Below are 23,470 nucleotides of genomic sequence, written 5' to 3'. Positions count from 1 at the left end.
GGGGATAAACGCCGCCGCGCCGGCCTGATCGGGCCGGCGACGGTCCGCTTGCGGCGAGACGTGACGATTCGCTCATGGAACGGTCGCCGGGATGGCCATTGCCCTATGGGCAGGATGCCCACGCACCTTGCCGGTCATCTGCTCCAGAAGACGCAATATTGCGAAAGATATCATGGTGTTGCGGTCAACCCGCGACTGTCATCGGAGTGCAAAGACCCTGGAATAATTCTAGTCGGTAACGTCATCCGACATTACGAAATTGTAATATTCAGAGAAGGGGTATTCTCTATGAGCGAAAACCTTTCGCTTTCGCGGCGGTCCGTCATGAAAGTCCTCGGCGGGACTTTCATTGCTCTTCCGATCGCCAGGCTGGCTGGCGCCGAAGCCTTCGTCGGCACGGCCCATGCGGCGGCGGCCGGCATGCCCGGCACGGCGAAGTTCGAGGGCATGGCTGCGCCGGCCCTGAGCGATCCCGAGGCCATGGCCCGCGTGACGGTGGGCTCCAAGCTGACGCTCAAGGGCGCCGACGGGGCCGCCAAGTCCGCCGACCTTTCCTACCAGGCGTTCTTCAAGACCGGCGACAAGGTGCCGTCGAAGGACGGCGAGATGGTGGTCGCCGGCGGCTATTACGACATCCACGGCCAGCCGATCATGGACACTTCCGAGGCCGGCACCTCGCGCCAGATGTTCTCGGACTGCCCGGACGGCATGACCCTGCTGCAGCCGATCGAGGGCGCCGACAAGGCCGCTCTCGGCGTCACCGGCAACCCGGTCTTCGCCGTCGTGCAGTTCGAATATACCAGCCGCAACCTCGCCAAGGAGGACATGTACGGCCGCCTGCCTTCGCCGATCGCGGTCATGACCTTCGACCAGGATCCCGACACCGGCCATCTCAAGCTGGTTCGCTATGACAATGTCGACACCGCGCCCTCGCACGGCCTGTGGATCACCTGCGGCGCCTCGCGCTCGCCCTGGAACACCCATCTGTCGTCGGAGGAATACCCGACCAACGCCTTTGCCTGGGACGAGGACGAGCAGTTCCTCGCCTATATCGCCAATCTCTACGGTGATCCGGAGGCCGCCAAGGATCCGGCCAAGGCCAACCCCTATCTCTACAACCACATCCCCGAGGTGAAGGTCGCGGCCGACGGCACCGGCACCGTCACCAAGCACTACTGCCTCGGCCGGATCTCCCACGAGCTGGTGCAGGTCTGCCCGGACAGCCGCACCGTCCTGATGGGCGACGACTTCACCAATGGCGGCGCCTTCATGTTCGTTGCCGACAATGCCGAGGATCTTTCCTCCGGCAATCTCTATGCCGGCAAGTGGCACCAGACCGACGGCAAGGGCCCCGGCGCGGCGGATCTCACCTGGATCCATCTCGGCCACGCCACCAGCGACGAGGTCGAGACATTCGCCAAGACCCTCAAGGCCACCGACATCATGGAGCGCGTGACCGAGGATCCGAAGGACGCCTCCTTCACCAAGATCCCCTATTCGGGCAAGACCGAATGGGTGAAGCTGAAGCCGGGCATGGAACAGGCCGCGGCCTTCCTCGAGACCCATCGCTACGCCGCGCTCAAGGGCGCGACGCTCGGCTTCACCAAGTGGGAAGGCACCACCGTCAATGCGGCCGACAAGAAGGCCTATGTGGCGATGAGCTACATCTACAAGACGATGACCGACGGCTCGACCGACATCAAGGTCGAGGGCCCGGCGGCCGGCTCGGTCTACCAGCTCGACCTTGCGGACGGCGTCAAGGACGACGCCGGCAAGGCGATCGATTCCGAATGGGTTCCGGTCCACATGGCCGGCCTGCCCGGCGTGACGGGCGAGGACCTCAAGGAAGCCGACGCCCTCGGCAACAAGGCCAATCCCGACAAGGTCTCCAACCCGGACAACATCAAATATTCCGAGGACATGCGCACCCTCTTCGTCGGCGAGGACAGCGGCATGCACGTCAACAACTTCCTGTGGGCCTACAATGTCGACACCGGCGAGACCGCCCGCATCCTTTCCACCCCGTCGGGGGCGGAATCCACCGGCCTGCAGTCCGTCGACAACATCAATGGCTGGACCTACATCATGTCCAACTTCCAGCACCCCGGCGACTGGGAAAAGGGCCTGCACGACAAGGTCAAGGATGTGCTCGAGCCGCTGATCAACGCCAACTATGCCGACCGCTACGCCGCGCAGGTCGGCTATGTCGCCGGCATGCCGCAGGCCAAGGGCGTCTGAGCAGCACCCGACTGGCCAAAAAATGCCGCCGCCCCGATGAAGGGGCGGCGGCACCGGCCGGGAAGTGGGGCTGCCGTCAGTTCAGCCGGTCGACGCAGAAATCGACGACGCCGAGCATGGCGTCGCGGGCCGGCGAATGCGGCAGCGTTTCGGCCGCCGCGAATGCCGTCTCGCCATAGTCGCGGGCCCGCTCGATGGTCGTCTCGAGGGCGCCGTGGCGCTGCATCAGCTCCTTGGCCCTTGCGAGTGCCGCATCGTCGTTTTCGCCGGATTCCATCGCCGCGCGCCAGAACGCCTTCTCTCCGGCATCGCCCCGCTCATAGGCGAGGATCACCGGCAGCGTGATCTTGCCCTCGCGGAAATCGTCGCCGGTGTTCTTGCCGAGATCGGCGAGGCTGCTGCGATAGTCGAGGACGTCGTCGACCAGCTGGAAGGCCAGGCCGAGATTGCGGCCGTAGTCACGCATCGCCTTGCGCTCCGCCTCGCCCTTGCCGGCGAGCACCGGGCCGACTTCGGTCGCGGCGGAAAACAGCGCCGCGGTCTTGGCGTCGATCACCGCGACGTAGTCCGCTTCGCTGGTGGTCATCTGCTTGGCGGCGGCGAGCTGCCAGACCTCGCCCTCGGCGATCACCGCGGAGGCCGCCGAAAGGATCGCCAGGGCGTCGAGCGAGCCGACCTCGACCATCATCTTGAAGGCCTGGCCGAGCAGGAAGTCGCCGACGAGGACGCTCGCCTGGTTGCCCCAGATGGTGCGGGCTGTGCTCTTGCCGCGGCGCATGTCGCTTTCGTCGACGACGTCGTCGTGAAGGAGCGTTGCTGTGTGCATGAACTCGACGCTGGCGGCGAGCTTGACGTGAAGGTCGCCCTGATAGCCGTGGGCAAGCGCCGAGGCGATGGTCAGCATCGGCCTGAGCCGCTTGCCGCCCGAGGAGATCAGATGCTCGGCGATCTCGGGAATCAGCGTGACGTTCGAGCCGGCCATCGACAGGATGAGATCGTTGACCCGGCCCATGTCGTCCCTGGTCAGCGCCAGTATCGGGTCGATCGACCCTTTGGTCTGCCGCTTCGCGGCGCGGATGGCCAGGCTCAAGATGCTTCTCCGTTGATTCGAACTCTCGGCACTGTCGCGCTGCAATAGGACTTCAAACGCCGCTCGGGCAAGGCCGCTCCGGCCGGAGGGTCGGATCGGGCGCGGAACCGGCGATCGGGAGCGCTGTCACCCTGCCGTCCTCATGACCGCAGAAGCCGACGCGGCGCACCCTCCGCCTTCCCCGGCAAGATGGCACGGCGACGGCGCGCGTCCATCGGCGGCCGGGACGGGGCGAGGGCTTTTCGCATCCCCTGGCGCTGCACCGCCCGGCCGGCCGCGGCAGTTTCTTCCCGCCCGGCCTCGACAAGCGGCCGCGCCATGCCGGAAAATGGCCGCGGCCCCGCTTCTTGGCGCGGCGAACAGCGGGAGAGAATGCACCATGAAGGAACTCGTGCGGTCCAACGACGCGGTTCTCATATCCTTCGTCGATGCGCTGCTCAAGGACGCCGACATACCGCATTTCGTCGCCGATTCGCATATGAGCATCCTCGACGGCTCGATCGGCGTGCTGCCAAGACGCATCCTCGTCGATCCCGACCATCTCGACCAGGCACGGCGGATCCTGCGCGATGCCGATCTCGGCCACGAGATCTCGGCGGCGGGCTGAACCGGTGACCGGCGTGCCCGGAGACCCGCCGGCGGAGGGTGCCAGCGAGAGGCCGGCCGTCGCGGCGCCCGAGACGATCGACGGCCGCGAGGTCCGGCGCGACGGCTTTTATGGCGGCCGCTTCACGGTGTTCCAGCCGAAGGGCTGGGGCTATCGCTCCGGCCTCGACGCTCTTCTGCTGGCCGCCTGCTTTGCGCCTGCGACCAGTGGCCGGATCGTCGATCTCGGCGCCGGCTCGGGCGTCGTCGGCATGGCTGCGGCGGAGCGCGCGGCGGAAGCCACCGTGACGCTGGTCGAGGCCGAGCCGGTCATGGCGTCGCTCTGCCGGCACTCCCTCGCAATGGCGGAAAACTCTGCGCTCGCTGCGCGGCTTTCCGTCGCCGAGATCGACATTTCGGCAAGGCGCGCCGAGCGGGAAGCGGCTGGCCTCATGGACTGCGCCTTCGACCTCGTTCTCACCAATCCGCCCTTCCACCCGGCGAACCACCGCCGCTCGCCGGATCCGGTCCGCGAGCGGGCGCTGTCCGCCGGAATGCCGCTCGAGCGCTGGCTCGCGGTGGCTGCGGCGCTGCTCGCGCCGAAGGGCAGGCTCGTCACGGTGCTGCGCGCCGATCTCCTCGGCGGGGCGATCGCCGCTCTGGAGCCCCGCCTCGGCGGGCTCGCCGTCGTGCCGGTCCACACCAGGATGGGCGCGCCGGCCGAGCGCATCCTGATTGCCGGCACCAGGGGTTCGAAAGCGCCGCTGCGGCTTCTGCCGGGGATTGCGCTCGGCGATGCCGACGGCGCCTCGACGCCGCTGTCGCGGGAGATCGCCGCCGGCACGGCGGAGATCGCCATCTGAGCGGGCACTCCGCTCGGCATACGAGGATGTGTCCAGCCGACATTTGCGAAGCCGTGCCGAGTGCTTACATGCCTTTGCAACGACATTCGACCGCATCAAAGGCGACCTCCTTGGCCAACCTCCTCAAGAAACTTCTCCCCAAGCGCTTTCGCAAGGAGGGCGTCACCATCCCGGTGGTGAAGCTCTCCGGCACCATCATGGCCGGCGGCTCGGCGCTGAGGCAGGGGCTGTCGATCGCCGCCGTGGCGCCGCTCCTTGAAAAGGCTTTCGGCGAGAAGAGCGCCCCGGCGGTCGCCATCGTCGTCAATTCGCCCGGCGGCTCGCCGGTGCAGTCGCGGCTGATCTACAAGCGCATCCGCGACCTCGCCGAGGAAAAGGAAAAGACCGTTCTCGTCTTCGTCGAGGACGTCGCGGCCTCCGGCGGATACATGATCGCCTGCGCCGGCGACGAGATCATCGCCGATCCGTCCTCCATCGTCGGCTCGATCGGCGTCGTCTCGGGCTCCTTCGGCTTCGTCGAGGCGATCCAGAAACTCGGCATCGAACGGCGCGTCCACACCGCCGGGCAGAACAAGGCGACGCTCGACCCCTTCCAGCCGGAAAAGCCGGAGGATGTCGCGCATCTGAAGTCGCTGCAGCTGGAAGTCCACGACACCTTCATCGATCTGGTGAAGGCGCGGCGAGGCGCCCGCCTTCAGGAGGACGACCAGCTGTTTTCCGGCCTGTTCTGGTCCGGCAAGCGGGGCCTCGATCTCGGCCTCGTCGACGCGCTCGGCGACATCCGCGAGACGTTGCGGCTTCGCTATGGCGACAGCGTCAAGCTCGAGCTGATCAGCCAGGGGCGCTCGCTCTTCGGCCGCAAGCCGAAGGGCATCAGCGCCGGCTTCGAGCCGGACCTTGCGAGCGTCGGCGCCGGCTTTGCCGACCGGCTGGTCGCCATTGCCGAGGAGCGGGCGCTGTGGGGCCGCTTCGGGCTTTGAGCGTGGCAGGCGATCATCGCCCTTGGGTGTCCTACTCTCGGAGCGCCGGAGCGGGGCGCGCCGCAGATGGTGAATTGCCGCAACCGTCTTCAGGGCGCATAATGCTTTGCGAAGGTGTCTCTTGGAGATGATGGAAGCGATGCCCCAGTTGATCCTCCTGGGCCTCGTCGGCGCGGCTGCCTGGCTTGGCTACAAGCAGATGGCCAAGGATGCCGAGGCGGTTTCCCAGCGCAACCGCCAAGCCGAAGCGGAAGTGCGCAACGGCGCGCAGGGCACCCTGGTGCGCGGCCCCGACGGGATCTATCGCGTCCGCAAGGATTAGTGCCGAACGCATCGCCGCGACCGGTCGAGGCGTCGGCTCAGCGGGCTTCGTCGATCCGGTGGCCTGGACCTGACGAAACGCCCGCGGCCTTCAGATGCGGGCCGAGGCGGCCGGAGATCCAGAGGAAGAACATCCGAAAATCCGAGAGGAGCGACCAGAGCGGATAGGTGAAGGTCGCCGGCCGGTTCTTCTCGATCGCCATATGGCCGATCCAGGCGAAGAGATAGCCGCAGACGATTGCGGCGAGGATCAGCCAGGGTCTTCCCGCGAGTAGCGCAATGACCAGAAGGCACAGCGCCATCGCCGTGCCGGTATAGTGCAGGATGCGCGTCTGCTCCGAGGCATGTTCGCGCAGATAGTGGTGCCAGAAGGCCGGATAGGTGGTGATCCTGTCTGCCATCGTCTCCTCCCAGAGCTCCGTCGTCCTCTCCCGTCGGACGACCACCCGGAATTGTGGGCCGCGGCCTGCCCCGCGGCAAGTGCCGCCTTGACCGGCCGCGCGCCGGCATGGCAACTCGCGTCCGACCCCTTTTCGCCCGCCCGCAATGCCGGTGGGCTCATGCCGGACCGCTTCGATCATGTCGGATATGCCTCCACACATGGACCCGCGCCGCTCCTTCCAGGCGCTGATCCTGACGCTCCACCGCTACTGGGCCGATTACGGCTGCGTGGTGCTGCAACCCTACGACATGGAGGTCGGTGCCGGCACCTTCCATCCGGCGACGACGCTCAGGGCGCTCGGGCCGCGGCGGTGGAACGCCGCATACGTTCAGCCGTCGCGGCGGCCGAAGGACGGGCGCTATGGCGAGAACCCCAATCGGCTGCAGCATTACTACCAGTATCAGGTGATCCTGAAGCCGAACCCGTCGAACCTGCAGGAGCTCTATCTCGGCTCGCTGAAGGCGATCGGCATCGACACCGGCCTCCACGACATCCGCTTCGTCGAGGACGACTGGGAGAGCCCGACGCTCGGCGCCTGGGGGCTCGGCTGGGAATGCTGGTGCGACGGCATGGAGGTCTCGCAGTTCACCTATTTCCAGCAGGTCTGCGGCATCGAATGCGCCCCCGTCGCGGGCGAGCTGACCTACGGGCTCGAGCGGCTGGCGATGTACGTCCAGAACGTCGACAACGTCTACGACCTCAATTTCAACGGCCGCGAGGGGGCCGAGAAGGTCACCTATGGCGACGTCTTCCTGCAGGCCGAGCAGGAATATTCCCGCTACAATTTCGAGATGGCCGACACGAAGATCCTGCATCAGCACTTCATCGATGCGGAACACGAGTGCAAGGCCATCCTCGCGGCGGGTGACCCTTCGAGGCCGCCTTCGGCGGTACCTCAGGGTGAGGGGGGCGAGGCAACCAGCGGGGCCGCGCAGCTGCATCGCTGCGTCCTGCCGGCCTACGACCAGTGCATCAAGGCCTCCCACGTCTTCAACCTGCTCGACGCCCGCGGCGTGATCTCGGTGACCGAGCGCCAGAGCTACATCCTGCGCGTCCGCAACCTGGCGAAGGCCTGCGGCGAGGCGTTTCTGCTCACCGACGCCGGCGGGGCGAATTGGCGGGGCTGATCCGCTTTCCCGGCGTTGCGGCCAGACAGTGTTTTGGCAGCGAAGGTCGCCGAGAGCATCGGCCCGAAAATCGGAATCGCTTTTCGGCAAGCACGATGCACTGATTCTCGAAGTTGGAGCGTCCTTTGCGCGTCCGAATGACCGCGTGTCGCTCTAGCCCGGACCCTGCGCGAATGGATCGATGACCGTAATCTCGGGAAAGCGGAAATCCCGCGTGTTCCTGGTGAGCACCACGAGGCCATGGACGGCGGCGGTCGCCGCCAGCAGGCTGTCATAGCTCTCGGTGCCTGCCTCGGCCTGCATGGCGCCGCAAAGCATCGCCTGCGCGGCGCCGAACGGCAGGATGCGGCCGTCATAGGCAGGCAGGACCCTGCCGGAGAGCCAGCGGTCCAGGACGGCCGCATCGTCGGGGGCGCGGCGCTGAAGGCGCAGGATGCCCCGGCGGATCTCGAGAATGGTGATCGCCGACAGGAAGAAGGCGCGCTGCGGCACCTCCACGAACCACCGCTGCACGAGCGGATCGGCCCGACGGCCCTTGCGCGCTTCCGAAAGGACGTTGGTGTCGATGAGGTAAGTGGTCAGAACGTGACCTTTCGGCCATCAAGGGCCGGGCGCTCGAAGTCGATGTCGATGCCGGCGGCGTCGTCGCTGGCGAGGAGATCGAGCATGGTGGGGCCGGCGGTCTCGCCGCTCATCCGCCGGAAGTCCTCGTAGCTCATGAGGACGAAGGCAGCCTTGCCCCGATCGGTGACGACCACTGGCGCGACGGCGGCGGCGCGCTTTGCCGCCCCGATGTCCTGATTGAGTTCACGCGACGAGATCGTGACCATAGGCGCTCCACTGTAGTAACAAGAAAATATGTTACTACATCGAGCAGGTCAAGCGGGCAACAGGGCGATCGTTCGGGGCAGGGGCAGCGCTTGCTATTGGCGTGATCTCCAACACTTGCGGGGGAGATGCCGCCCTTCGACAGGCTTATAAGGCAAATGGGGTACGACAGGTGCCAAGCGCATGCGATGTCGGCGCCGCACCCCCCTCTGAGTTGCCACCCATCTCCCTCGCAAGGGGGGAGATCGAAGCGTCAGCGGCGGCGCATGCCTTCAGACGATCGCCCTGAAACAGGCAGGCTCGGGATTTCGCAGCCCTTGCGTTCCCGATCCCCGACGACAAGGCGGGCTCGGCCCGCGGATCGCCGGCCGAGCTTGCGGTGCCAGGAAGGACATCGTCGCCTGCCGCCGCAGCGGCGGGCGGGCTTGGGCCGGGTGATGCCGCGTCCCATGCGGTAGCCGCATTCTCGCTTCGTGTCATAGCCGAGGCTTTTGCATTGCATGCCAACGCACTACGTTAGCGCAACAACAGCGAGATCCTTGTGCTCGCTTCCCGCCGCGATCCGCAATCGACGGGCTCATGAGCCGACTGACCTTCGCTTCCCATCCAGGCCCCGCCGCAACCCGTTCCGCCGAAAGCGCCGTCACCGCGGTGCTCGGGCCGACCAACACCGGCAAGACCCATCTCGCCATCGAGCGGATGATCGCCCATGGCTCTGGCACCATCGGCCTGCCGCTGAGGCTTCTGGCGCGTGAGGTCTATCAGAAGGTCTGCGACCGGGTCGGCGTCGGTGCCGTGGCGCTGATCACCGGCGAGGAGAAGATCCGCCCGCCGAAGGCCCGCTATTTCGTCTGCACCGTCGAGGCGATGCCTCGCAATCCCGGCACCGCCTTCGTCGCCATCGACGAGGTGCAGCTTGCCGGCGATCTCGAACGTGGCCACGTCTTCACCGACCGCATCCTGACCGCCCGCGGCTTCCAGGAGACGCTGCTGCTCGGCGCCTCGACCATGCAGGGGGTGCTGAAGCAGCTGATCCCGGGCCTTTCCACCCAGACCCGGCCGCGGCTGTCGAACCTCGTCTATGCCGGTTCGAAGAAGATCACGCGGCTGCCGCGCCGCTCGGCGATCGTCGCCTTCTCGGCCGACGAGGTCTATGCCATCGCCGAGCTGATCCGCCGCCAGCGCGGCGGTGCTGCCGTGGTCCTCGGGGCGCTCAGCCCGCGCACCCGCAACGCCCAGGTCGAGCTCTACCAGAACGGCGAGGTCGACTATCTCGTCGCCACCGACGCCATCGGCATGGGCCTCAATCTCGATGTCGACCACGTCGCCTTCGCCCAGGACTGGAAGTTCGACGGCTTCCAGTACCGCCAGCTGACCGCGGCCGAATATGGCCAGATCGCCGGACGGGCCGGGCGGCATGTCCGCGACGGCACTTTTGGCGTCACCGGGCAGGTCTCGCCGCTGCCGGACGAGCTGGTCGAGGCGCTGGAGGCGCATGCGTTCACCTCGGTCAAGGTGCTGCAGTGGCGGAGCGGCGACCACGACTTTTCCTCCCTCGACGCCCTCAAGGCCAGCCTCGAGCGGCTGCCGGACAGCGATGCCCTGACCAAGGCGCTGCCCGCCGTCGACCAGCGGGCGCTGGAGTTCCTCTCGAAGGTCCCGGACGTTGCCGAACGGGCCCGCGGGGCGAAGCGGGTCGAGCTTCTGTGGGAGACCTGCAAGCTGCCGGACTACCGGCGCATCGCCCCCGCCCAGCATGCCGAGATCATCGCCTCGATCTATACCGACGTCGTCGAGAACGGCCGGGTCTCGGAGGACTACATGGCGGCGCAGGTCCGCCGGGCGGACCGGACCGAAGGCGATCTCGACACGCTGTCCCAGCGCATCGCCGAGATCCGCACCTGGACCTATATTTCCCACCGGCCAGACTGGCTTGCCGATCCGACACACTGGCAGGAAAAGACACGCGATATCGAAAATCGCCTGTCCGACGCTTTGCACGAGCGGTTGACGAAACGGTTCGTAGACCGCAGGACAAGCGTCTTGATGAAGCGGCTGAGAGAGAACGCGTTCATGGAAGCAGAGATCGCCAGCGATGGGACGGTGTCGGTCGAAGGCCACGCCGTCGGCGAACTGCAGGGTTTCCGTTTCTCCGCCGACAGCAAGGCGGACGGCGCCGATGGCCGTGCGGTGCGCACGGCTGCGCAGAAGGCTCTCGCCGGCGAGTTCGAGAAGCGGGCGGAGCGTTTCGCCAATTCGCCGAACGGCGATCTGGCGCTCGGCTCCGACGGCCTGGTGCGCTGGCTCGGCGCGCCGGTGGCGATGCTGACGGCGGGCGAGGATCCCCTAAAGCCCCATGTCGTGCTGCTTGCCGACGAGCAGCTCACCGGCCCGATGCGCGACATGGTCGCCCAGAGGCTCGATCGCTATGTCACCTATCAGGTCTCGACCGTCCTGAAGCCGCTCGCCGATCTGAAGCAGGCCGAGGGCCTGGAAGGCGTCGCGCGCGGGCTCGCCTATCGCCTCGTCGAGGAATACGGCATCCTGCAGCGCCGCGACGTCTCCGAGGAGGTGCGGGCGCTCGACCAGGGTGCGCGGGCGGCGCTGCGCCGCTACGGCGTGCGCTTCGGCGCCTACCACATCTTCGTGCCGACGCTGATCAAGCCGGCACCGGCCAGCCTTCTGACGCTGCTCTTTGCGGTGAAGAACGACGCCCGCGACAAGCCGGGCTTCGGCGACGTCACCCATCTCCTGTCGACCGGCCGCACCTCGGCCGTCGCCGACACCACATACGATCCGATCTTCTACAAGCTCGCCGGCTACCGGCTGCTCGGGCGCCGCGCGGTTCGCGTCGACATTCTGGAGCGGCTCGCCGATCTGATCCGCCCGGCGCTGTCGTGGAAGCCCGGCGCCGGCAGGCGGCCGGACGGCGGCTTCAACGGCTCGCAGTTCCTGGTCACTCCGGCGATGATGTCGATCCTCGGCGCCACCGCCGACGACATGGAAGAGATCCTGAAGGGTCTCGGCTACCGCTCGCAGCCGATGCAGGCGGAGACCGTCGAGACCGAGCTTTCCCGCCTCGACGAGGAGGCGCTCGCGAAAGAAGCCGCCGCGAAGGCCGAGGCCGAGAAGAAGGTGGCGGAAGCTGCCGCCAGCGCCGAGGCGCCGCAGGTGCCCGAGGCAGCAGCGGAGATTTCCGGAAGCGAGATTGGCGGAAGCGAGACTGCCAGCACTGCGGCCGCAGCGCCCGAGGGCACGGAAGCCGCCGCCGAACCGGCTCCGGCCGGGATGGCCGGGCCGCCCGCGGCGAGCGAAGAACCGGCGGTCGCGGCCGGCGACGCCGACGAGAGCCTCGGTGCAGCTTCGGATGCAGCCGTTGCCGCCGAGGATTCCGAGATCATCGCAGCGGAGACCCACGCCGCAGAGGCCGCAGCCCCGGAGACCGCTGAGGCTCCGGAGGACGCTGCCTCAGGGTCGGCTGCGGAAGACATGGCTGCTGCAGCATCCTCGGATGCCAACCCCTCCGCATCGCAGGCCCCGACCGCGGAAACGGCAGAGGCAGCACCCGCCGGAGCCGAGGCGGCCGCTGCCGAGGCGGCAGAACCGCGGGTCATTCAGGTCTGGCGGCCGAGCCGCAGCGACCATTCCGGTCAGAACCGCCAGGGCCGACGCGGCCGGCGTCACGGCTCGGGCGAGAGCCATCGCGGCGAGGCGCGGCAGAATTTCGGGGCCGGCGAGGGCGGTGGCGAAAGGCAGCAACGCTACGTTGGCGGCGAGGGTCGCGGCGAAGGATCGGAGCGCCAGCAGCGTCACGGCAAGGGCGGCCCGAAAGGCAAGAAGCGCCACGGCAAGGACTTCGGCGAGCGCGAGAACCAGGGTTCGAACCGCCCGCCGCGGGACGACGGCGGCAGCCGGCGGGACCGGGGACCGCAGCGCATCGACCCGGATTCGCCCTTCGCCAAGCTCGCCGCGCTGAAGGAAAAGCTTGGCCGCTGACGGCAAGGAGACGGGCGAGGGAGCCGCGTCCGCCGGCGCCCAGCGCGTCGACAAGTGGCTGTTCTTCGCCCGGGTGGTGAAATCCCGGACCCTTGCCCAGAAGCTCGTCCTGTCCGGCGGCGTCCGGGTCAATCGCGACAAGATCGATGATCCGGCGCGGCGACTGCGCGTCGGCGACACGCTGACGATCTCCTATGCCCGCGCTGTCCGCGTCCTGAAGATCCTTCATCCAGGCGAGCGGCGCGGTCCGGCGAGCGAGGCGGTGCTGCTCTACGAGGATCTGACCGGACCGTCCGAGGGGCAGGCGGGCACCGCTGGCGCTGCGCCGGAGCCGTCGCTCCGGCCGGACGCGCCGGAAAAAGGCGCCCCGCGACCGTCGAAGAAGGATCGCCGCGCGCTGGCGAGGCTGAAGGGCGGCGATCAGCCGTAACGGTCGGCCGGCGCTCTGCCGGAGATCTGCGCCGGGCGGAGTGAGCGGGCCAAGTGGGCGGCCGAGGTCGCCAGCGAAGTGGAATGACTTTGCCGAAACGGCCGATCCGACGACAAGCTTTGCGCTTGCAAGCGAAATGGCGAGTGGCTAGGTCCTGAGGAAAATTGGTGACGCCCCTGCCGCGATGCAAAAGAGCGGGCGAGACTGCGGCCGCTGCCGATCGACCGGCCGCCGAAAAGGATGACAGATGACCTACGTCGTGACCGACAATTGCATTCGCTGCAAATATATGGACTGCGTCGAAGTGTGTCCGGTCGACTGTTTCTACGAAGGCGACAACATGCTCGTCATCCATCCGGACGAGTGCATCGACTGCGGCGTCTGCGAACCCGAATGCCCGGCCGAGGCGATCAAGCCGGACACCGAGCCGGGCCTCGACACCTGGCTGACGCTGAACGCCGAATATGCGGACAAGTGGCCGAACATCACGATCAAGCGTGACGGCCCGGCGGACGGCGAGAAATTTGACGGCGAGGAAGGCAAGCTGGAGAAATATTTCTCCGCCGAGCCCGGCCAGGGCGACTGAACCGCCCCCCTTGTAACATCCGGCGAGCCAGAGGAGTTATCTGGCGGCTTTGCCGGACGTGGTTAAGATCGGCATTGATGCCAGTGGCTGAAGCGTCCTGAATCCGGGCGATTCGGCCGCTGCGTTGCACAATTGCGGCATCCCCCCGAATTCCTTGAATTTTCCGCCGGAATATTGTAAGCTCTAAAACACAGTCGGGTGCCAAGGCACTGCAACGTCCCGTACCGATCCGATGGTACTGGGCGGTTTCCGAAAGGACGTTTCCCCCACAGCAGCCATGACGTCGGTCCCCGCAACGGATCGGCATCGATCATGCGGCCTGCAAGATGGTGGGTGTCCCGGCCGAACCGCGGCTGCGATCAGTCGATCCTGCTGGAGGGATCGTCGCAAACCGGTGGCTTCCGAGCCACCGCCCGTGTCTAGCGGCTGTTTCGGCCCGGCACAACAGGGAGTTAGAAAAAGCGTATGAGCAGTCAGAAGAAGGCAACGGTCAGCCAGGGCTTTCGGACCGGTGAAAGCATCGTCTACCCTGCGCACGGTGTCGGCCAGATCGTCGCGATCGAGGAACAGGTGGTTGCGGGCATGACGCTCGAGCTGTTCGTCATCGACTTCGAGAAGGACAAGATGCGGCTCAAGGTTCCCGTTGCGAAGGCGAAGTCCGTCGGCATGCGCAAGCTGTCCGAGACCGATTTCGTCGAACGCGCGCTGAAGGTGGTCCAGGGCCGCGCGCGTGTGAAGAAGACGATGTGGAGCCGCCGGGCTCAGGAATACGACGCCAAGATCAATTCCGGCGACCTGATCCAGATCGCCGAAGTGGTGCGTGACCTGTATCGTGCCGAGAGCCAGCCCGAGCAGTCCTATTCCGAACGCCAGCTCTACGAGGCGGCGCTCGGCCGCATGGCCCGCGAGCTCGCCGCCGTCAACGAGGTTTCCGAGACTGAGGCCGTCCGGCTGATCGAGGTCAATCTCAACAAGGGGCCGAAGCGCGGACCGAAGGGCGCCGCGGAAGCCGACGCCGATGCCGACGACGCGGACGATTCCGACGACGCCGGCGCGACGCAGGAAGAGGCCGCCTGAGCTTTTTCGCCGGCCCGAAAGGGCGGGTGACCCGAGACATTCGCCACCAGGACCGGCCGCTTTCGCAGCGGCCGGTCTTTTTTTTGTCGTCGCGCGATGTTACAAAAGCTGAAGAAAGCGTTATCGCAATGAAACGCTTGCCTTTTTCCCCTCCCTTTCTACATCGCTCCAAAAAGTTTGCCCTTTTGGGAACGTTAGCCCGTCTGGCGCGTTTCATCAGGACCCGGAGCGTGCGTTCCGTACGCCAGAGGCATCAAAAGCCGTTCTGACCGACCGGAGGGTCCCATGAAGTCACAGTCTGCTCGTCGCACCATGATCCGCGCTGCGATGGCCGCGCCTTATCTGCAGCGGGAGGAAGAGTACGAGCTGGCCGTCCGCTGGAAGGAGAACGGCGATCAGGAGGCCCTCCACAAGATCACCTCGGCGCATATGCGGCTGGTGATTTCCATGGCTTCGAAATTCCGGCACTTCGGCCTGGCGATGAGCGATCTCATCCAGGAGGGCCATGTCGGCCTGCTCGAGGCGGCCGCCCGTTTCGAGCCGGAGCGCGAGGTCCGCTTCTCCACCTATGCCACCTGGTGGATCCGCGCCTCGATCCAGGACTACATCCTGCGCAACTGGTCGATCGTCCGCGGCGGCACTTCTTCGGCCCAGAAGGCGCTGTTCTTCAATCTGCGCCGCCTGCGCGCCCGCCTCAGCCAGGGCTCCGAGAGCCTTTCCGGCACCGCGATGTACCGCGAGATCGCCACCGCCCTGAAGGTTTCCGAAGGCGACGTGGCGCTGATGGACTCCCGCCTTTCCGGCCCGGACTCCTCGCTCAACGCCCCCCTCATCGAAGACGAATCCGGCTCTGCCGACCGGCAGGATTTTCTCGTTTCCGACGCGCCGCTTCCCGACGAGATGGTGTCGAGCTCGATCGACGACGAGCGCCGGGTCACCTGGCTGAACAGTGCGCTCGACGTTCTGTCCGAGCGCGAGCTGAAGATCATCCGCGAGCGCCGGCTGCAGGACGACGGTGCGACTTTGGAGGCGCTCGGCACCAAGCTCGGCATTTCCAAGGAGCGGGTCCGCCAGATTGAGACCCGGGCGCTGGAGAAGCTGCGGGTCGCCCTGCTCGAGACGAATGGCGACCGCGCTGCCTATGTGAGCTGACACCGGTCACGCATTCTCAAGAACGAAAAAGCGGAAGGGCCCGACGGTCCCTCCGCTTTTTTCTTTTGCCGGGCGGGCCGATCCGGCGGCCGAGGCCTCTCTCGCGGGCGGCTGCCGATCTTGCTGCGCCCGCCGGGAGGTCGACGCCTTGCCGGCGAGCCCGAACGCGCGTGCGCTTTCCGAACTACTTCGCGATCTTTTCGCATTCCGCCATGGTCGAGGAAGCGGTCGCCTCCATCATCATGGTCTTGCCGTCCTCGCCGGTCATGAAGAGCATGCAGTGGCTCACCGCCGTGCCGTGCTTCATCATGTTGTCCATCATCATCTTGTCGTCCATCATGGCGGTGCCCATGTGGCCGTCCGGCATGACGGCCATGACCTCGCCAGGCTTCATCATCGTCATCATGGCGCCGGACGACATGGCATCCGACTTCATGCCGTCGGAGCCCATCGCGTCGGACTTCATGGTGTCCGACGACATGCTGTCCGAGGACATCGTGTCGGACTTCATGGTGTCGGATTTCATCGTATCGGACTTCATCGTGTCCTGGGCGAAGGCAGGAGCAGCGAAAGCGGCGACGGCGAGGGCGGCGGCTGTCAGGGTGAGATTGCGCATGGTGTGATCCTCCTGTGAGAACGCCGGGATGGCGCTCGCAGAAGGCTTCGGCCCGGGCCGGGCCGGCGTTACGCTGCGCGAGCCTGAAGCTATGACTTGTCCGTGAGCAAGCGATGCGGCGGCCGCGCCGGCCCGCTGAAGAGCCGTCGGCAGATTCTCCCGAGCGCCGGGCGTCCGAATGGACGCTGCAAGTAATTGAATCACCGCATCGTGCTTGCCGACAATCGATGCCGATCTTCGGGCCGATACCGTCGGCCGCCCGCGACGCTGAGGGGGTTGACGGCAGGACCGACGCATCAACTTAAAATCATGAAAACAAAAGACGACAACCCGAATCTTGGGAGGGACATCGGGGATGGAGGAAGCACGCTACAGCCTGCATTGGCTCGACTATCTGATCGTCGCCATCTATTTCGCCGGCATCATCGCCCACGGCGTCTACATCTCGCGCAGGCAGAAGGAGGGCGCCGACGGCTATTTCCTCGCCGGCCGCAGCCTGCCCTGGTATCTCATCGGCTTTTCGCTGTTTGCATCGAACATGTCCGGCTCGAGCTTCGTCGGGCTGATGGGCGGCGCCTACGAGAACGGCGTCGTCATCTTCAACTACGAATGGACGGCCGCCTTCGTCCTGATCATCTTCGCGATCTTCATCCTGCCGTCCTATCTGCGCGCCAGGGTCGCGACCGTGCCGGAATATCTCGAGGAGCGCTACGACGTGCGCTCGCGCCGGGCCTTCTCGCCATCCTGTTCATCGACACCGCCGGGGCGCTCTATGCCGGCGGCCTCGTCATCTCCAACACCTTCGGTTTCCTCAACCTCTGGACCGCCGTCGCCGTCCTCGCGCTGGTCGCCGGCCTCTACACGATACTCGGCGGGCTTTCCGCGGTGGTGGTCACCGACACGGTGCAGGCGGTGCTACTGATCGTCGGCGCCGCGGTGCTGTTCTGGATCGGTCTCGACGAGATCGGCGGCTGGAGCCAGCTCTTCGAGGGGCTCGACGAAAGCAAGACCCGGCTGATCCTGCCGCTGGACAACGATTTCCTGCCGTGGGCGGGCCTGTGGGGTGTCGTTCTCCTCGGCTTCTACTACTGGACCATTAACCAGTTCGTCGTGCAGCGCACCCTCGGCGCGAAGGACCTGCGGGAGGGCCAGGACGGGGCGTTCTTCGCCGGCTTCCTGAAAATCCCCAACCTGTTCCTGATGGTGCTGCCGGGGCTCATCGCCCTGAAGCTCTATCCGGACCTCGAGACCCCGGATCTCGCCTTTCCGACGCTCGCCTTCGAACTGATGCCGATCGGGGTACGGGGACTGATCATGGCGGCGCTGATCGCCGCGATCATGTCCAGCCTCGACAGCGCGCTGAACTCCGCCGCGACCCTGGTTACGCTAGACTTCGTCAAGCCGCTGAAACCGGACATCTCGGACGAGACCATGGTCAAGCTCGGCCGTATCGTCACCGGCATCGCCATGGTCGTCGGGGCGGTCTACGCGCCGTCGATCGCCGGCTTCGAGAGCCTGTTCGGCTATTTCCAGTCGTCGCTGAGCTATGTCGTGCCGCCGATCGTGGTGGTCTACGTTTTCGGCCTCTTCGTTCCCTGGCTGAACGGCAACGGCGCCTTCTGGACGATCATCCTCGGCCTTCTCGTCGGTGTCCCGCTGTTCGTCTCCAAGGAAGTCACCGACCTTTGGGGCGATGCCGGCCTGCCGGACATTCACTACACGATCATGTCGAGCCTGATCATGCTCGCCGCCATCGTCACCCATGTCGCGATCAGCGCCGCGACCCGTCGGCCGACGAAGGAGAATATCGGCGATCTCGTCTGGGACAGCGGCGACACTGCCCGGACCTTCTTCCATTGGGAAAGCCCGATCTGGCTCGACCGCACGGTGCTCGCCATGGCGCTCACCCTCGCCATGACGGCGATGGTCGTCTGGCTGTGGTGATGCAGGAGACGGCACTCTGACGCCGCGGCAGACCTCGGCCCGGAGACGTGGCTAAGACGGCTTCCGGCTCGTCTTGCCGCCGCCCCCGACATCTGCCATATTGCATCGGATAGGACAGGGGTACTGCCATATTGCAGCCCTCCACGCGAGAAAGCGCAATGCTCTGCGTCGATTGGCGCGGCGTGGTTCTATCCTGACAGAGCCGGGCATGGCAAAAGGCCAGTCCGAGACATGACGATCCGGCAATCTCGAGCTCGCGGCAGTGCCGCCACGGAGCGGGAGATCTGCGGCGGGTCCAGTTCGCGCGGCCAAATTTCCGGCTGCGCCCGATGGGAGACGACGAGATGACGCATGCAAAGCGCGAGCTGACGCCATCTGACGCCAATCTTTCGGCTGCCGCGGCCGAGCCTCGCCGGATCGGCCTGCCGAAGAAGCAGGGCCTCTACGATCCGAGGAACGAGCACGACGCCTGCGGCGTCGGCTTCATCGCGCATATGAAGAACGAAAATTCCCACGCGATCGTCGAGAAGGGCATCGAGATCGTCCAGAACCTCACCCATCGCGGCGCCGTCGGCGCCGATCCGCTGATGGGCGACGGCGCGGGAATGCTCGTCCAGATTCCCCATCGCTTCTTCGCCGAGGAGATGGCCGGGCAGGGGATTACCTTGCCGGAACCCGGCCATTACGGCGTCGGCCACATCTTCATGCCGCAGGACGCCGAGAAGCGCGCCCATATCGAACAGGTGTTCGAGGAGGCGACGCGCGAGGAGGGGCAGACCGTGCTCGGCTGGCGCGACGTGCCGGTGTCCAACGAGAGCCTCTCCAAGGCGCCGGAGATCGTCGCGACCGAGCCCGTCCACCGGCAGATCTTCATCGGCCGCTCGGCCTCGATCGCCAGCGAGGACGATTTCGAGCGGCGGCTCTACATCCTGCGCAAGGTCGTCTCGAACCGCATCCAGGCCGAGACCGAGGGCGAGGACATCGGCTTCTACGTCGTCTCGCTGTCGGCGCGGACCATCGTCTACAAGGGGATGTTCCTCTCCTACCAGCTCGGCGCCTACTACAAGGATCTGGCCGACGAGCGCTTCGAATCGGCGCTCGCCCTCGTCCACCAGCGCTTTTCGACCAACACCTTTCCGTCCTGGAAGCTCGCCCACCCTTACCGGATGGTCGCCCATAACGGTGAGATCAACACGCTGCGCGGCAACGTCAACTGGATGGCGGCGCGCCAGGCCTCGGTCGATTCCGAGCTCTTCGGCAACGACATCTCCAAGCTCTGGCCGATCTCCTACGAGGGCCAGTCCGACACCGCCTGCTTCGACAATGCGCTCGAATTCCTCGTCGAGGGCGGATACTCGCTGACCCATGCGATGATGATGCTGATCCCCGAGGCCTGGGCCGGCAACAAGCAGATGGCGGCCGAGACCAAGGCCTTCTACGAATACCACGCGGCGCTGATGGAGCCGTGGGACGGGCCGGCCGCCGTCGCCTTCACCGACGGCAGGCAGATCGGCGCGACCCTCGACCGCAACGGCCTCCGCCCGGCCCGCTACATCGTCACCGACGACGATCTCGTCATCATGGCCTCGGAGGCGGGCACGCTCGCCGTCGACGAGAGCCGCATCGTCAAGAAGTGGCGGCTGCAGCCGGGCCGCATGCTTTTGATCGACCTCGAAAAGGGCCGGATCATCGACGACGGCGAGATCAAGCACGAGATCGCCGGGGCGAACCCCTATCGCGACTGGCTGAAGAACACCCAGATCATCCTGGAGGATCTGAAGCCCGTGGCGCCGCGCGCCTCGCGCTCGGACGTCTCGCTGCTCGATCGCCAGCAGGCCTTCGGCTACACCATCGAGGACACCCGCACGCTGATGGCGCCAATGGCGACCACCGGCCAGGAGGCGATCGGATCGATGGGAACCGACACGCCGATCTCGGCGATGTCGCAGCAGTCGAAGCTGCTCTACACCTATTTCAAGCAGAACTTCGCCCAGGTCACCAACCCGCCGATCGATCCGATCCGCGAGGAACTGGTGATGTCGCTGGTCTCCTTCATCGGGCCGCGGCCGAACATCTTCGATCTGGAAGGCTCCTCCCGCAAGAAGCGGCTGGAGGTGCGCCAGCCGATCCTGACCAATGGCGATCTCGAGAAGATCCGCAATATCGGCCATACCGAGGATCGCTTCGACACCAAGACGATCGACATGACCTATCCGTCCGAACAGGGCGCGGCGGGCATGGCGGGCGCGCTCGACCGGCTGTGCGAACGGGCGGAAGCCGCCGTCGTCGGCGGCTACAACATCATCATCCTCTCCGACCGCCAGGTCGGTCCGGACCGGCTGCCGATCCCGGCGCTGCTCGCCTGCGCGGCGGTGCACCATCACCTGATCCGCAAGGGGCTGAGGACCGCCGCCGGCCTCGTCGTGGAATCCGGCGAGCCCCGCGAGGTGCACCACTTCGCCTGCCTCGCCGGCTACGGCGCCGAGGCGATCAACCCCTATCTCGCCTTCGACACGCTGCTCGAGATGCATCGCAAGGGCGAGTTCCCGCCGGAGGTCGACCCGACCGAGGTCGTCACCCGCTACATCAAGTCGATCGGCAAGGGCATCCTCAAGGTCATGTCCAAGATGGGCATCTCGACCTACCAGTCCTATTGCGGCGCCCAGATCTTCGACATCGTCGGGCTGAAGAGCGAATTCGTGAACCGCTATTTCACCGGCACCGCGACGACCATCGAGGGCGTCGGCCTCGACGAGGTCGCCCGCGAGAGCGCCGAGCGCCATCTCCTCGCCTTCTCGGACGATCCGGTGCTGAAGCGCTCGCTCGCCGTCGGCGGCGAATATGTCTACCGCATGCGCGGCGAGAGCCACATGTGGTCGCCGGATGCCGTCGCCACCCTGCAGCATGCCGTGCGCACCGGGTCCTTCGAGAAATACGAGGACTATGCCAGGCAGGTGAACGAGGCGGCGGTCGAGACTTCGACCATCCGCGGCCTGTTCCGCATCAGGTCGGCTAAGGAGGCCGGCCGCCAGCCTGTGCCGCTCGACGAGGTCGAGCCGGCCAGCGAGATCGTCAAGCGCTTCTGCACCGGGGCGATGAGCTTCGGCTCGATCTCCCGCGAGGCCCATACGACCCTGGCACGGGCGATGAACGCCATTGGCGGCAAGTCGAACACCGGCGAGGGCGGCGAGGAGTCCGATCGCTTCCTGCCCCAGCGCGACGGTTCGGCCAATCCCGAGCGCTCGGCGATCAAGCAGATCGCGTCGGGACGGTTCGGCGTGACGACGGAATATCTCGTCAATGCCGACATGCTGCAGATCAAGGTGGCGCAAGGGGCCAAGCCCGGCGAGGGCGGCCAGCTGCCCGGCCACAAGGTGGATGCGACCATCGCCAAGACCCGCCATTCGACGCCGGGCGTCGGGCTGATCTCGCCGCCGCCGCACCATGACATCTATTCGATCGAGGATCTCGCCCAGCTGATCTACGATCTGAAGAACGTCAATCCGGCCGCCGACATCTCGGTGAAGCTCGTCTCCGAGGTCGGTGTCGGCACGGTGGCGGCGGGCGTCGCCAAGGCGCGAGCCGACCACATCATCGTCGCCGGCTATGACGGCGGCACCGGCGCCTCGCCGCTGACCTCGATCAAGCATGCCGGCAGCCCCTGGGAAATGGGCCTGGCCGAGACCCAGCAGACGCTGGTGCTCAATGGGCTGCGCTCGCGGGTGTGCCTGCAGGTCGACGGAGGTCTGAGGACCGGGCGCGACGTCGTCATCGGCGCGCTGCTCGGCGCCGACGAGTTCGGCTTTGCCACCGCGCCGCTGATCGCCGCCGGCTGCATCATGATGCGCAAGTGCCACCTCAATACCTGTCCGGTCGGCGTCGCCACCCAGGACCCGGTGTTGAGGAAGCGCTTCAAGGGCACGCCCGAGCACGTCGTCAACTATTTCTTCTACGTCGCCGAGGAGGTCCGCCAGATCATGGCCGGGCTCGGCGTCACCCATCTCGCCGACCTCATCGGCGAGACCCAGCTCCTCGACAAGAAGGAGCTGATCGAGCACTGGAAGGCGAAGGGCCTCGACTTTTCCGGCATCTTCTTCAAGCCGAAGGGCGAGCCGGCGCGGCTGCGCTGGACCGAGCGCCAGAAGCATCCGATCGACGACATCCTCGACCGCAGGCTGATCGCCGAGGCCGAGCCGGCACTGACCGCCCGCCAGAAGGTCGAGATCGAGACCAAGATCATCAATGTCGACCGTTCCGCCGGCGCGATGCTCTCGGGCGAGCTTTCCAAGCGCTTCGGCCTGAAAGGCCTTCGCGACGACACCATCACGGTGAAACTCACCGGCACCGCCGGCCAGAGCTTCGGCGCGTTTCTCGCCCGCGGCATCACCTTCGAGCTCACCGGCGAGGCCAACGACTATGTCGGCAAGGGGCTTTCCGGCGGCAAGCTGATCGTCCGGCCGAAGCCCGAGGCGCGCATCGTGCCGGAGGAATCGATCATCGTCGGCAACACCGTCCTTTACGGTGCGATCTCCGGCGAGTGCTATTTCCGCGGTGTCGCCGGCGAGCGCTTCGCGGTGAGGAATTCCGGGGCTGTTGCCGTCGTCGAGGGCGCCGGCGACCATGGCTGCGAATACATGACCGGCGGCGTCGTCGTCATTCTCGGCAAGACCGGCCGCAACTTTGCCGCCGGAATGTCTGGCGGCGTTGCCTATGTCTATGACGAGCTCGGCGATTTCGCCGAGCGCTGCAACATGGCGATGGTCGATCTGGAGCCTGTCCCGGAGGAGGACGATCTTCTGGAAAAGCTCCACCACCATGGCGGCGATCTGCAGCACAAGGGCCGGGTGGACGTTTCCTCCGACATGACCCGCCACGACGACGAGCGGCTGTTCCAGCTGATCTCCAATCATTTCCACTACACCGGCTCGACCCGGGCGAAGGAGATGATCGACAATTGGGAGAGTTTCCGCCCGCGCTTCGTCAAGGTGATGCCGGTGGAATATCGCCGGGCGCTGCAGGAGATGGAAAAGATGCGCATGGGCGTCGCCGCGGAGTGACGGCGGCGGAGCTTGGCCTCGCAGGCGGGGCCCGAGCGCCGTGCCGGGCCGCATTGCTCCCGCCGCTTTGCAGCGCCTTACGCGCCATGTCTCGATGACGTCGATTGGGTCGTCAGCGAGAAGGCCCGATGGGGTTCG

Annotated in this window: 16 protein-coding genes and 2 pseudogenes; 13 read left to right on the top strand and 5 right to left on the bottom strand. The window is 66.1% G+C overall.

Annotation, left to right across the window (positions count from 1 at the left end):
* Window positions 1-324: 324 nt before the first annotated feature.
* Complete coding sequence (locus tag E3C22_RS15595; protein WP_206026973.1) at window positions 325-2,238, top strand: PhoX family protein; 1,914 nt, start codon at window positions 325-327, stop codon at window positions 2,236-2,238.
* Between the two features lie 76 nt (window positions 2,239-2,314).
* Here E3C22_RS15595 and E3C22_RS15590 read toward each other — a convergent pair whose 3' ends face one another.
* Complete coding sequence (locus tag E3C22_RS15590; protein ID WP_134763042.1) at window positions 2,315-3,250, bottom strand: polyprenyl synthetase family protein; 936 nt, start codon at window positions 3,248-3,250, stop codon at window positions 2,315-2,317.
* A gap of 457 nt (window positions 3,251-3,707) precedes the next feature.
* Here E3C22_RS15590 and E3C22_RS15585 point away from each other — a divergent pair, with 457 nt between their 5' ends.
* From E3C22_RS15585 to E3C22_RS15570, 4 genes are all read left to right on the top strand, one after another.
* Window positions 3,708-3,935 carry a putative signal transducing protein gene (locus E3C22_RS15585; protein ID WP_134762947.1) on the top strand — a complete coding sequence of 76 codons (228 nt, stop codon included), beginning with the start codon at window positions 3,708-3,710 and terminating at the stop codon, window positions 3,933-3,935.
* A gap of 4 nt (window positions 3,936-3,939) precedes the next feature.
* Entirely contained in the window at window positions 3,940-4,776 is an 837-nt protein-coding gene (locus tag E3C22_RS15580) for a tRNA1(Val) (adenine(37)-N6)-methyltransferase (protein WP_167591791.1), read from the top strand.
* Between the two features lie 68 nt (window positions 4,777-4,844).
* On the top strand, window positions 4,845-5,756 hold the full coding sequence (locus E3C22_RS15575; RefSeq protein ID WP_134762945.1) for a S49 family peptidase: 912 nt from the start codon (window positions 4,845-4,847) through the stop codon (window positions 5,754-5,756).
* A 127-nt stretch (window positions 5,757-5,883) separates the two neighbouring features.
* A complete protein-coding gene (locus E3C22_RS15570; protein ID WP_425364989.1) occupies window positions 5,884-6,078 on the top strand; it encodes a hypothetical protein in 195 nt (64 codons plus the stop codon).
* Window positions 6,079-6,115: 37 nt separating this feature from the next.
* On the opposite strand, the gene E3C22_RS15565 is transcribed toward E3C22_RS15570, so the two are convergent.
* Window positions 6,116-6,478, bottom strand: coding sequence for an Mpo1-like protein (locus E3C22_RS15565; protein WP_134762944.1), 363 nt, complete (start codon window positions 6,476-6,478; stop codon window positions 6,116-6,118).
* Between the two features lie 178 nt (window positions 6,479-6,656).
* Here E3C22_RS15565 and E3C22_RS15560 point away from each other — a divergent pair, with 178 nt between their 5' ends.
* The gene (locus E3C22_RS15560; RefSeq protein WP_134762943.1) at window positions 6,657-7,646 is read left to right on the top strand and encodes a glycine--tRNA ligase subunit alpha; all 990 of its coding nucleotides are present in this window, start codon (window positions 6,657-6,659) and stop codon (window positions 7,644-7,646) included.
* Window positions 7,647-7,799: 153 nt separating this feature from the next.
* Here the strand turns inward: E3C22_RS15560 and E3C22_RS15555 are convergent, their stop codons facing one another.
* Window positions 7,800-8,213 carry a type II toxin-antitoxin system VapC family toxin gene (locus E3C22_RS15555; RefSeq protein WP_280987910.1) on the bottom strand — a complete coding sequence of 138 codons (414 nt, stop codon included), beginning with the start codon at window positions 8,211-8,213 and terminating at the stop codon, window positions 7,800-7,802.
* Window positions 8,214-8,224: 11 nt separating this feature from the next.
* A complete protein-coding gene (locus E3C22_RS15550; protein ID WP_134762941.1) occupies window positions 8,225-8,476 on the bottom strand; it encodes a type II toxin-antitoxin system prevent-host-death family antitoxin in 252 nt (83 codons plus the stop codon).
* 577 nt (window positions 8,477-9,053) lie between these two features.
* On the opposite strand from E3C22_RS15550, the gene E3C22_RS15545 reads away from it, so the two are divergent.
* From E3C22_RS15545 to E3C22_RS15525, 5 genes are all read left to right on the top strand, one after another.
* Window positions 9,054-12,470 carry a helicase-related protein gene (locus tag E3C22_RS15545; RefSeq protein ID WP_134762940.1) on the top strand — a complete coding sequence of 1,139 codons (3,417 nt, stop codon included), beginning with the start codon at window positions 9,054-9,056 and terminating at the stop codon, window positions 12,468-12,470.
* Window positions 12,460-12,900, top strand: a complete 441-nt coding sequence (locus E3C22_RS15540; protein WP_134762939.1) for an RNA-binding S4 domain-containing protein — start codon at window positions 12,460-12,462, stop codon at window positions 12,898-12,900. Before E3C22_RS15545 ends, E3C22_RS15540 begins: the two co-directional genes overlap by 11 nt.
* Window positions 12,901-13,147: 247 nt before the next feature.
* Window positions 13,148-13,486 carry a ferredoxin FdxA gene (fdxA, locus tag E3C22_RS15535; protein ID WP_134762938.1) on the top strand — a complete coding sequence of 113 codons (339 nt, stop codon included), beginning with the start codon at window positions 13,148-13,150 and terminating at the stop codon, window positions 13,484-13,486.
* 465 nt (window positions 13,487-13,951) lie between these two features.
* Window positions 13,952-14,563 carry a CarD family transcriptional regulator gene (locus E3C22_RS15530; RefSeq protein ID WP_134762937.1) on the top strand — a complete coding sequence of 204 codons (612 nt, stop codon included), beginning with the start codon at window positions 13,952-13,954 and terminating at the stop codon, window positions 14,561-14,563.
* Between the two features lie 285 nt (window positions 14,564-14,848).
* Window positions 14,849-15,715 (top strand): RNA polymerase factor sigma-32, encoded by an 867-nt coding sequence (locus E3C22_RS15525; RefSeq protein WP_134762936.1) that lies wholly within the window; start codon window positions 14,849-14,851, stop codon window positions 15,713-15,715.
* Window positions 15,716-15,899: 184 nt separating this feature from the next.
* On the opposite strand, the gene E3C22_RS15520 is transcribed toward E3C22_RS15525, so the two are convergent.
* Window positions 15,900-16,331 (bottom strand): pentapeptide MXKDX repeat protein, encoded by a 432-nt coding sequence (locus tag E3C22_RS15520; RefSeq protein WP_134762935.1) that lies wholly within the window; start codon window positions 16,329-16,331, stop codon window positions 15,900-15,902.
* 355 nt (window positions 16,332-16,686) lie between these two features.
* Here E3C22_RS15520 and E3C22_RS15515 point away from each other — a divergent pair.
* Both E3C22_RS15515 and gltB read left to right on the top strand, forming a co-directional pair.
* Window positions 16,687-18,275: pseudogene (locus tag E3C22_RS15515) on the top strand (sodium:solute symporter).
* 419 nt (window positions 18,276-18,694) lie between these two features.
* Window positions 18,695-23,332, top strand: a pseudogene (gene gltB / locus E3C22_RS15510) (glutamate synthase large subunit); the annotation flags it as partial.
* Window positions 23,333-23,470 lie beyond the last annotated feature (138 nt).

Source organism: Jiella endophytica (assembly GCF_004519335.1).
In the GTDB taxonomy this organism is placed as follows: domain Bacteria; phylum Pseudomonadota; class Alphaproteobacteria; order Rhizobiales; family Rhizobiaceae; genus Jiella; species Jiella endophytica.
Note: the sequence above shows the minus strand (reverse complement) of the source record. Positions and strands in the feature narration are given on the sequence as shown.

Excerpts from the sequence above, each read along its gene's own strand:
- fdxA (WP_134762938.1), top strand. The coding sequence starts at position 13,148 with ATGACCTACGTCGTGACCGACAATTGCATTCGCTGCAAATATATGGAC.
- E3C22_RS15570 (WP_425364989.1), top strand. The coding sequence starts at position 5,884 with ATGATGGAAGCGATGCCCCAGTTGATCCTCCTGGGCCTCGTCGGCGCG.
- E3C22_RS15575 (WP_134762945.1), top strand. The coding sequence starts at position 4,845 with ATGCCTTTGCAACGACATTCGACCGCATCAAAGGCGACCTCCTTGGCC.
- E3C22_RS15550 (WP_134762941.1), bottom strand. The coding sequence starts at position 8,476 with ATGGTCACGATCTCGTCGCGTGAACTCAATCAGGACATCGGGGCGGCA.
- E3C22_RS15585 (WP_134762947.1), top strand. The coding sequence starts at position 3,708 with ATGAAGGAACTCGTGCGGTCCAACGACGCGGTTCTCATATCCTTCGTC.
- E3C22_RS15560 (WP_134762943.1), top strand. The coding sequence starts at position 6,657 with ATGTCGGATATGCCTCCACACATGGACCCGCGCCGCTCCTTCCAGGCG.
- E3C22_RS15590 (WP_134763042.1), bottom strand. The coding sequence starts at position 3,250 with ATGGGCCGGGTCAACGATCTCATCCTGTCGATGGCCGGCTCGAACGTC.
- E3C22_RS15520 (WP_134762935.1), bottom strand. The coding sequence starts at position 16,331 with ATGCGCAATCTCACCCTGACAGCCGCCGCCCTCGCCGTCGCCGCTTTC.
- E3C22_RS15595 (WP_206026973.1), top strand. The coding sequence starts at position 325 with ATGAAAGTCCTCGGCGGGACTTTCATTGCTCTTCCGATCGCCAGGCTG.
- E3C22_RS15525 (WP_134762936.1), top strand. The coding sequence starts at position 14,849 with ATGAAGTCACAGTCTGCTCGTCGCACCATGATCCGCGCTGCGATGGCC.
- E3C22_RS15530 (WP_134762937.1), top strand. The coding sequence starts at position 13,952 with ATGAGCAGTCAGAAGAAGGCAACGGTCAGCCAGGGCTTTCGGACCGGT.
- E3C22_RS15545 (WP_134762940.1), top strand. The coding sequence starts at position 9,054 with ATGAGCCGACTGACCTTCGCTTCCCATCCAGGCCCCGCCGCAACCCGT.
- E3C22_RS15565 (WP_134762944.1), bottom strand. The coding sequence starts at position 6,478 with ATGGCAGACAGGATCACCACCTATCCGGCCTTCTGGCACCACTATCTG.